Genomic DNA, 7,756 nt, shown 5'->3' with positions numbered 1-7,756 from the left:
CACTCTCTCACAATTGCCCCCATCCATGGGCGCCAGAGCCCCTGTCCGCCGAGATCCGTCTTATGCCGTCCCCCTGGTTCGTCTATATCCTGGAATGCGAGAACGGCCGCCTGTATACGGGTATCACCACCGACATCGCACGCCGTTATCGCGAACATGCGACAGGCAAGGGCGCGGCCTTTACCCGCATAAACAAACCGCGCCGCATGCTCGCGTTTACGCCCTGCGCGGACCGAGCGGCGGCGAGCCGCCTTGAGGCCCGCATTAAGCGGCTTTCGGCGCGCCATAAAAAGGCGCTTGGTGAATCCTGGAAGGGTACGAACGAGCCATGCCCCTCTTGATACCCTAGATTATCTAAACACCATTAGTCTCCTGTGTATATCTCCGGATCTTTACTAGGATTTTCGATGGCTCTTTTCAATAACCTGTCCGTTATTCCAGGTTGACGGTATTGTGATTCCCCGCCGATAGTATGCGCGCGGCCTCAAGGCCTGTCCCATGAAGGGGCATAGGAAGATATCCGGTACCGATGCCAAGAAGGCTCAGGTCCTCCCGTGCCCAGACATTGTCATCCACCTGGAAGCGGGGGAAATATGTGGAAATCAGTACAGTACTTGCAAACAGCGGATGCTCCGGACCTCATCCCGCCAGACTTGCTCGCGGAGTCATACGAACGATGTCGGATGTTCGACGTCCCTGAAGACCAGAAACGCCTAGGGGACGCGCTCGGGGAAGGGGAGACCCGGAATTTCCTCCAGCAAAACGGGCGTCTTGCAAGCTACGGGCATCTGGTGGTCGAGGAATACCGGGGCGACATCAAGGGATCTCATGACCTTTTCATCTTGACAAATGCGGAGGCGCGGATACTGGGTTTGTGGTCCCATCCGGAGATCGTAGCAGGCGCCGCCGAGATCGGCCTTCGCCCCGGCGCGTCGCTTTCGGAAGGCAGCGCGGGAACGAACGCCGTGGCGCTCGCGCTCGCCGCACAGGGTCCGGTCGTCTTGAAGGGGGAGGAGCACCTCTGTCGCATATTCCACGACTGGGTGTGCGCCGCGGCCCCCATCATAAGCTCGGATGGAGACCTTGTCGGATGCCTCGATATCTCGGCCGCCGAGGGCCCGATCTACGAGAAGCTGGCCCTAACCCGATCGATCGCGCGCGAGATCGGGCGTCTCGTGGGAAACAAGAGAACGACAAGGTTCAACATCACCATGCGTCAGAAGGAGGTGCTGACGCTCTTTGCTCAGGGGGCGAGCTACAAGGGAATCGCCAAGGAGCTTGGTATATCGATCAAGACCGTGGAGGAACACTTGGACGCGGTGCGCGCGAAGATGGGAACCAAGAGCCGGCGGGCCTGTATCAAGAAAGCCATGGAGATCGGCGCACTTTGAGGGAGCAGCAACGCTTACGCGGATGTCGGGGATGGGCCCGGCATCCGCAGGAATTCCCGCGCGTGGATATGCTGGATCTTGTCGGGCGTGCGCTGCAGCACGCCCCGCACACGCACCAGGGCGGATCGCAGAACAAGCGGCCGAAAGGCCTCCGCCACGTCCGCAGACACAATGATGTTCGCAGTGCCGGTCTCATCTTCCAGCAAGAGAAACATCAGACCCTTGGCGGAACCGGGTCTCTGGCGACTGATCACAAGCCCGGCTATGGTCACGAGCGCGCCGGGTCTTACGCCCCCCAGGGCCGCAATCGACGTGACCTCGGGTCCAAGATGCGCGCGCGCAAGCCCCACTGGATGGCCACGCAGGGAAAAGCCCAGGGCGCGGTAATCCGCCTGCATGTCCCCGGCATGAGAGCCCGGACGACGCCATGTCTCGGCCTCCTCCGGATCAGCAAAAAGCGGCAACGGCGCTTGGGCTGCGAGGCTCCCCCACAAGGCCTGCGGGCGCGACCCCGAGAGACCATCTAGGGCCCCGCCTTCAGCGAGATGCCAGCCGTCGGTCCGCGTAAGCCGCGCGGTGCGCGTCAAAGCCGGCAACGAGGAGCGCTCCGACTGGGATAATTGCGTAAGCCGCACGGCCGCCTTGCGCTTAAGCCCCCCTATGAGACCCAGTCCCAAACGCACGGCGCGCCGACCGCCGGCGTCTACCTCCAGGATCGTGTCGACTTGGCTCGAACGGACATCGGGTGCCAAGACACGCACCCCGTGGCGCCGCGCATCGGCTATGAGTTGCGACGGCGCGTAGAAACCGAGCGGCTGGCTATTCAAGAGGGCGCATAAATAGACATCCGGGACATGGCATTTGAGCCAGGCGCTGGCATAGGCCAGGAGCGCGAAACTCGCGGCGTGGGATTCCGGAAAGCCATAGGCCCCGAAGCCGTGTATCTGCCGATAGATATCGTTTGCGTAGTCCTCTCCATAGCCGCGCCCACGCATCCCCTCCAGAAAACGTCCCTTGAAGGCCTGCAGATCCCCATCCCTTTTCCAGGCCCCCATAGCACGCCTGAGCGCATCGGCCTCGCCCGGTGAGAAGCCGGCGGCCACCACCGCAAGCTTGATCACTTGCTCCTGAAAGAGCGGTATGCCGAGCGTCCGGCCCAAGACCGCCTCGATGTCCCGGCTCGGATAAGACACGGCCTCGCGCCCTTGGCGTCGCCGCAGATAGGGATGGACCATGTTCCCCTGAATGGGTCCCGGGCGCACGATCGCAATCTGCACGACAAGATCGTAGAAGGTGCGCGGCCTAAGACGTGGCAAGAGCGCCATCTGGGCGCGCGATTCGATCTGAAAGACACCGACCGTATCAGCCGCCGACACCATCTCGTAGACGGCGCGATCCTCCGCCGGTATCTCCCATAGCGCACCGGGCCCAAGCTTATGTTCGCGCATGATCGCAAAGGCCTTGCGCAACGCCGTCAGCATGCCAAGCCCCAGGCAATCGACCTTCATGATACGTAAGGCATCCAGGTCATCCTTATCCCACTGCAGGACCGTCCGTCCCGGCATCGCCGCCTGCTCTATGGGGATGAGCCGCGCCAAGGACTCCTGCGACAACACCATACCCCCGGTATGCTGCGAGAGATGACGCGGGCGGCCAGCCAATTCCCGCACCAAGGCGATGAGTTGACGAAAGGGCGGCTTGCGCACATCCATCCCCTGCTCGGCCAGTCGCCCCTCCAAGACATCAACCCCCTCCCACCAACCGAGCAGACCCGCCAACCTATTCACGAGCGTAGCCTCGCAGCCCAGAGCCTTCGCGACGTCGCGTAATGCGCTACGTGTCCGATAGGTGATGACGCTTGCCGTCATGGCGGCGCGATCACGTCCATAACGCTCATACAGATACTGAATGACCTCCTCGCGCCGTTCGTGCTCGAAATCGATGTCGATATCGGGCGGTTCGTTGCGTTCGCGCGAAATGAACCGTTCGAACAAGACCTCAAGACGCGCGGGATCCACGGCGGTGATGCCCAAGGCATAACAGACCACGGAATTGGCGGCCGAGCCGCGCCCCTGACAGAGAATGCCGCGATCGCGCGCGAATCGCACGAGGTCATGGACAGTCAGAAAATAATCCGCATAGGCAAGCTCCCCTATAAGGGAGAGCTCATGACGCGCCAGGGACTGCACGGGGTCCGGCACACCCCGCGGATAGCGTACGGCCAGACCCTCGCGCGCAAGCCGGATCAATTGCGCAAGTGAATGGCGCGGGTTGCGGCCCTGACGCGGATAGCGGTAATGGAGATCCTCCAAGGAAAAACGGCAGGCCGCAGTCACGACCTGGGTCTCTTGGAGCCACGCCTCGGGATAGAGGGCGCACAATGTTGGGATGTCCCGCAGGTGCCGCTCGCCGTTCGGGTACAGGGCCCAGCCCGCGTCCGCCACCGAGGTCTTAAACCGAATGGCGGTCACGGTATCTTGCAGGGCGCGGCGCCCGCGCTTGTGCATATGCACATCACCGCAGGCGACGACCGGCCTTGCCAGACGCGCGGACAGGGCGTGGAGGCGCTCCCGGTGGCGATCGTCGAGTCCCGTCTTGTGCAATTCCCCGGCGATCCAAAACCGTGACCCCAAGGCCTGCGCGAGCGATACCGCAAGCACATCCCGACTCGGATCCTGGTCCGGACACCAGAGCACAAGGCAAGACGAGAGCCCGGCGATATCAGCAAGACCAAGATCATAACGACCCTTGTCGCCCCGTCGGCCGCGCGTTATGAGATCAACAAGCTCCGCATAGCCTGACGCACACCCCACGAGGACCACACACTTCAATCCCTCTCGAACCGTGATCTCGGAACCCACGATCAACTGAAGTCCATGCTCCTGGGCGGCCCTGTGGGCATGCACGATGCCAGACAGGGAACATTCATCCGTCAGAGCCAGGGCGCGATAGGACAAGGCGCAAGCGCGCAGGACGAGCTCCTGGGGGGAAGAGACTCCGCGCAGGAAGCTGAAATGACTCAGGCAATGCAGCTCGCTGTAGACGGTCATGCAAAGTAGCCCTGCAGAAACCACTCATCTTGCGCACTGCGGAACACCCAGAAATACTCGCAGGCGGGATTCACCGCCACGAAATAGTCGCGTACCACGGGTTCATCCCACCACCCGGTCTCCACTCGCTCGGGGCCACGCGTAAGACGCAAAGGGCCGCGCAATGTCGGCATTCCGCAGATGACCTCGAGCCGCTCCGGGGGATCCCTGAGCCATATCGGGCGCTCAGCCGCAACCGCCCCCGCGGACCCCTGCGGGCCCTGCGGCGGCCAGGGATCCTCGCGGCTTGCGCGTTCGGGCCTATGATCCGGGCGCACCGACAGCGCGCACACCGCCTCACGACCGAGTCGCGCGCGCAGTCTGTCCACGAGCCCCCCGAAGCCCTGCTCATACCATTGCCCGTCGTGCCACAAGGGGAGGCTGCCTTCCGTCGAGGCCCCCAAGGGAGCCGATAAGGTGACTGCCGTTATGGGGGACGCGGGCCGCAAATCCCGCAGTCGTTCCCGTATGAGGCGCACTAAGACCTGGCCGTCCCGCTCCGGGCGCGTCAGCGTAAACGTCTCCGACCGGAGACTGCCATCCTCATGGCTCATCTCGACTACGAACCCATCGGCGCGGGCGTCGCGGGCGCGCATGACTACGACCCACTCGCGCACGATCCGCGCCAAGGCGAACGCCAGGGCCTCCTCCGTCTCCGCGGAATGCGAAAAGCAGAGCCTGCGTCGAAAGCGGGGTGCCGGCGCCCAAAAGCTCTCAACCTCTGGACGCTCACCCATGAGCTCCTCCAGCAAAGAGATGACCTCCCGACCAAAACGCCGGACCAGGCCCGAGCGCGGCATATCCAGGAGATCCCCCACCCGCGTAAGCCCGAGCGCACGACAGGCCTCGCGTGCTGCGTCCGCCAGCGGTAACTGCGCTAAGGGTAAAGGGCGCAGAAGCGCGCGCCACGGATCCTTGGACGTCCATACGCAACGCATTACAGCGCGCGCGCAAAGCCAGGCGGCGACGGCGGTCGGCGCCATGGCGATCTCGAACGCGTACCCCATATCGGCAAGCCCTCGCGCCACAGAGGCCACGAGCCTATGCGGGTCGCCCATGGGGCTTGCCTTGTCCGTGAATCGCATCAAGACGCCATCGGCCCGCAAGACCACCTGCGGCGTAAAGCCATAGGCGAAGGCCGCCAGACCTTCCAGAAGGGCCTCCTCGGCAGCCCGATCGCGCGGCGCGAACGCCAAGGACGGACACGAGGCGGCGGCCCGCACCACAGACAGGCCGGGCGTCAGGCCGTGATCCCGGGCGCGCGCATTGCAGGCGACCACGATCTTGCCCTCGACCACCGCGAATGGGGTCTCGCGCGCCGCAAAGACCTCCAGAGGCAACGCCGTCAGGACCACAGCCTGCCATAACATGGGGAAATCCCGGATTAGAGCGTAACGATCAGCGGCGCCACTGGGCGGCCGGCCTTGCGCGCAAGGGTGACCCGCATACCCTTGGGCGCGGGCTCCAAGACGAGACGCAGGCGCGAAGGCTTGGGCGCAAGATTCCGCGGCAAAAAGCAAAAGCTCCAGCGCCCCCCTTCGGCAGCCTGACGCTGCAAGGCGCGGAACTCCCGCTCCCGGATATCGGCAAACCAGCTCACCACGGCCCCGACGGCGGGGCTCGCAAGCCCTTGGCTGACCGCCCACAAGGCCTCCTTGTGGGTCCTTGGGCGCACGATGACGAGATGATTCAGCGCGATGTCGTGCGCGGCAAGCGCCGGGGCGCAGGGCCTGTAGGGGGGCGCCACCCACATCAATCGGCCCTCGCGACCCAGGGTCGCCAAGACCGGCAACAGCAGGCGCATCTCGCCGATACCCGCCCGCCCCACACGTAACTCCGTCAGGACCCCGACCGGCCATCCTCCCCCCTCCAGGCATCGGTCGAGCTCCGCAAAGCCCGTGGACATGACCGCAGACGCAATCGACGCCGCCCCGCGACGTACCCCGGCGCGCCCCCAGGCATCCGCCAAGGCCCTCATGGCGCGCCCCTTAAGCCTTGGCGCAACACCCCCACCCCGATCCCCTCTATGACCCAATCCTCGCGATCCTGCAGGACGATGGGCTGATAGTCCGGATTCTCCGGCTGTAAAACGACCTGCCCCGCGCGACGCTGCAAGCGCTTGACCGTCACCTCATCGTCTAAACGCGCCACGACGATCTGTCCGTCATGGGCGACGGGGGTCTTGTGGACCGCCAGGAGATCCCCGTCCCGAATCCCGGCATCCCGCATACTCTCGCCGACTACTGTCAGAAAATAATCCGCGCGCGGCCGGAACAGGGCCGGATCTACCTGGTGGTGAGCAGTGATATGGGCATGCGCGAGCAGGGGCTGGCCGGCCGCCACCCGCCCTATCACGGGAATACCCTCCTCGCGCCGATCCGGAAGTCGGATGCCGCGCGCGCTCCCCGGAGTCAAAACGATCACACCCTTGCGGGCCAAGGCCCGCACATGCTCCTCGGCGGCATTGACGGACCGGAAACCCAAGGCCGCGGCGATCTCCGCGCGCGTGGGCGGACGGCCTGTAGCCTCGATCTGCCCCCGAATCCAATCCAGAATCTGCTGTTGGCGCCCTGTAAGAATCGACATACTGTTAATATATACAGTTGTGGGACGAAAAAAAAGGAGGGTGGCTTCCTTGCCACTCTCCTTGCGCTACAGAAAGCACCCCGCTCAGCAATCCCTGCCGAGAACATCCCTGTACCCCTTGGGCATCCTTGCCCTGCGCTTCCCGCTTGCTCGACATCCTGTCGAAAATCCCTTTTCGCAATCAGCCATCCCAGGCGAAGTCAGGGTAAGCCCAAAGACGCCTCCGCCCTATCCGCCAAAGGTCGGAGACAGTAGAGCCTGGTGCGCCTGCTGAGGCTCGTACGATACTCCCACGATGCCACGCGCCAGCACGGGCCAAGCCCCTAGCACACTCTTCGAGTGCGATACGTCGCATAGGTTCCGATCACGCCCCAAGAATTGCATCACCACGGCAAAGGACGGTACGCCCGCTCTACGCGCCCCGTGCTCCGGCAGGCTTGTATGGCCTCCCCCTGTTTGCCATAGTGACCCGACTACCCGAGGAGGGAGCGGACGGCATGCGCTACATCGACTACGGGCCCACCGGCGGTGCCGACACACTGCGGCTCACCGAGGGCCCAACCCCCGTCCCGCGCGCCGGAGAGATCTTGATCGAGGTCGCCTACGCCGGCGTCAACCGTCCGGACATCCTGCAGCGGTCCGGACGCTATCCGCCACCACCAGATGCCTCCCCGATCCTCGGCCTGGAGG

6 protein-coding genes and 1 pseudogene are annotated in these 7,756 nt (G+C 64.0%); 3 read left to right on the top strand and 4 right to left on the bottom strand.

Features of this window, described 5'->3' with window-relative positions; genetic code table 11:
• Window positions 1-341 (top strand): GIY-YIG nuclease family protein (locus ACYCTF_RS13825; RefSeq protein ID WP_461285062.1); only part of this gene is annotated, 341 nt, incomplete at its 5' end.
• A gap of 342 nt (window positions 342-683) precedes the next feature.
• Entirely contained in the window at window positions 684-1,391 is a 708-nt protein-coding gene (locus ACYCTF_RS13820) for a response regulator transcription factor (RefSeq protein WP_461284141.1), read from the top strand.
• Window positions 1,392-1,405: 14 nt separating this feature from the next.
• Here ACYCTF_RS13820 and ACYCTF_RS13815 read toward each other — a convergent pair whose 3' ends face one another.
• From ACYCTF_RS13815 to lexA, 4 genes are read right to left on the bottom strand one after another with little or no spacing between them, the layout of a single operon-like run.
• Complete coding sequence (locus tag ACYCTF_RS13815) at window positions 1,406-4,441, bottom strand: error-prone DNA polymerase (RefSeq protein WP_461285061.1); 3,036 nt, start codon at window positions 4,439-4,441, stop codon at window positions 1,406-1,408.
• A complete protein-coding gene (locus ACYCTF_RS13810; RefSeq protein ID WP_461284139.1) occupies window positions 4,438-5,850 on the bottom strand; it encodes a Y-family DNA polymerase in 1,413 nt (470 codons plus the stop codon). Before ACYCTF_RS13810 ends, ACYCTF_RS13815 begins: the two co-directional genes overlap by 4 nt.
• Window positions 5,851-5,864: 14 nt before the next feature.
• Window positions 5,865-6,458: a translesion DNA synthesis-associated protein ImuA gene (gene imuA / locus ACYCTF_RS13805; protein ID WP_461284138.1), complete on the bottom strand. Its 594-nt coding sequence runs from the start codon at window positions 6,456-6,458 to the stop codon at window positions 5,865-5,867.
• A complete protein-coding gene (gene lexA, locus ACYCTF_RS13800) occupies window positions 6,455-7,066 on the bottom strand; it encodes a transcriptional repressor LexA (RefSeq protein WP_461284137.1) in 612 nt (203 codons plus the stop codon). The genes imuA and lexA overlap by 4 nt, the downstream gene beginning before the upstream one ends.
• 497 nt (window positions 7,067-7,563) lie before the next feature.
• Between lexA and ACYCTF_RS13795 the strand changes: the two are divergent.
• Window positions 7,564-7,756: pseudogene (locus ACYCTF_RS13795) on the top strand (NAD(P)H-quinone oxidoreductase); the annotation flags it as partial.

This window comes from Acidiferrobacter sp. (assembly GCF_054609335.1).
This window is presented reverse-complemented; position numbering and strand designations above follow the sequence as displayed.